We start from the raw sequence: 2,059 nt of genomic DNA on the forward strand, positions 1-2,059 counted from the left end.
GGCCAGTTGTGGATGGAGAGCTTAATGGTCACGTGCCCACTGGCTCCGCCTACGTCACACCTCGTATCCAGTTCTTGTTCATCACCCCGTGAATTTGCGTTGGGCTTCCTCCGGCCAATACCTCACGGTATTAACCTTGCCCTTTCGCTAACCTTCGGCTCCACGAATACCTGGTAAGAGGACTTCCACCTCTCTAGTTAAATGCCATGCCTGGCACACACGCCTAAAGCACGGGCTCAGCTTTGCTGTGTCCCGTGCCTTTAATTGGTACGCCCAGCATAGGCGTGAACTAATGGGGTGAAAGTCCCCTGTAGGAAGATCACCGTTTAATGAGCTCCATTAAATGCTAACTACTAGCAAATGGCAACTGCAATACCGTGAGGTCTTGTGGGGAGGAAGCCGCTAGCAAAACTACGAGCTGACGAACAGAAACATCATATAAGGCTTAGCCTGGAGGCGAGGTGGCCAAGGACACCGAAGCCATGTGATCTAACGGGTAGAATAAATGATGCAGTTGCGTGGTGAAAGTTCACACTCTTATCTGGGGAGATCTGTTTAACTTGCTGATGTGAAGCTGTCAGTGTGGCCGCTGACTCATAAATAGGCTCGATCCACTAGCCACCAGCGTGGATTAACACAAAAAAAAATGGTGGGGCACAACAGCGCTTTGATCAGTAATGACCAGAGTGATCAAACAGAAGTCAGCCGACGGCATAGTAGCCGAATGCCAAGATTAATACCTTGGATAGGGTGAAGGCCTGAACCCAAAATCCACGAGTGAGAAGACAAGGCTAGCCTACCGATATGTTGTCAGCCGGATATAAAAATTGACGTAGCGTACTGCCATGACACTCAACTCAAATGAAAATCTGCTCGATACTATCCTCAGCAAAGAAAACCTCAATGCTGCATGGAAACACGTTCGAAGCAATAAAGGTGCCGCAGGCATTGATGGGATCACCGTCGATAATTTTGTACAGCACTTTAAGGCAGTTGGCGAGGAAATTGTCGGAAGTATTCGGCAAGGGCATTACCAGCCGCTTCCCGTTAGGCGTGTTTACATCCACAAGCCAGATGGTGGTCGGCGAGGTCTTGGGATACCTACGATATTTGATCGTGTTATTCAGCAGGCGATCGCCCAAATCATCAGCCCCATTTTCGATACAACTTTTTCGGAGTTCAGCTATGGGTTCCGCCCAAAGCGATCACAGCATCATGCGGTGAAAAAGCTACAAAAGTATATCGAAGGCGGGAAGCGAATAGCAGTGGATGTAGACCTATCTAAATTCTTCGACCGGGTAAATCATGACTCTCTTATGAGCTTACTCAGCCAAAGAATTAGAGATAAACGTTTACTCAAGCTGATCGCAAGCTACTTGCGTGCGGGTAGGATAGAAGATGGATGTTGGCAAGCGTGTCATGAAGGGGTACCACAAGGTGGCCCTTTATCGCCGCTGCTTTCCAATATTATACTCGATCTACTTGATAAAGAACTGGAAAAACGCCGCCATAATTTTGTCCGCTATGCGGATGATTTTGTGATTGTTGTTTCTTCTAAGCGCGCCGGTGAACGGGTTATGGCAAGTATTAGGTGCTTTGTTGAGCGCAAGCTTAAACTCAAAGTCAACGATACTAAAAGCCAAGTAGTACCTGTCAGCCGTTGTAAGTTTCTGGGGTTTTCTTTTCGTGGTGCAAAGCTTGTTTGGCATAATAAGTCTCTGCTTCAATTTAAATATCGCGTCCGTCAGATTACAGGGCGATCCCGTGGTATTTCGATGGAAAAGAAAGTGAAAGAGCTTACCGTATTCCTCCGTGGCTGGATCAATTATTTTGGTATAGCGCAAGGCTATCAAAAATGTATCGATCTTGACTGTTGGATACGGCGAAGATTGAGAATGAGCTACTGGAAAAACTGGCGTAGGGTGAGGACGAAGGTTCGAAACTTACTACGTAGTCGGCCCTGAAAAAAAACCAAACACTTGCCTCCAGCACGGTGTAATGAGGGTTTACGGGGCGATTCGGACTAAATCCACCTTCCAAAACGTAAGTAAAATATCCG

Annotated in this window: 1 protein-coding gene; it reads left to right on the forward strand. The window is 47.2% G+C overall.

Translation table 11 applies throughout. From position 1 onward, the window contains the following. Positions 1-845: 845 nt before the first annotated feature. A complete protein-coding gene (ltrA, locus tag ACCI49_RS24430) occupies positions 846-1,964 on the forward strand; it encodes a group II intron reverse transcriptase/maturase (RefSeq protein ID WP_371841862.1) in 1,119 nt (372 codons plus the stop codon). Positions 1,965-2,059: the final 95 nt, after the last annotated feature.

This window comes from Microbulbifer epialgicus (assembly GCF_041447265.1).
GTDB classification, from domain to species: domain Bacteria; phylum Pseudomonadota; class Gammaproteobacteria; order Pseudomonadales; family Cellvibrionaceae; genus Microbulbifer; species Microbulbifer epialgicus.

What these genes read in the sequence shown, in the direction of transcription:
- ltrA (WP_371841862.1), top strand. Translation starts at nt 846, where the DNA reads ATGACACTCAACTCAAATGAAAATCTGCTCGATACTATCCTCAGCAAA.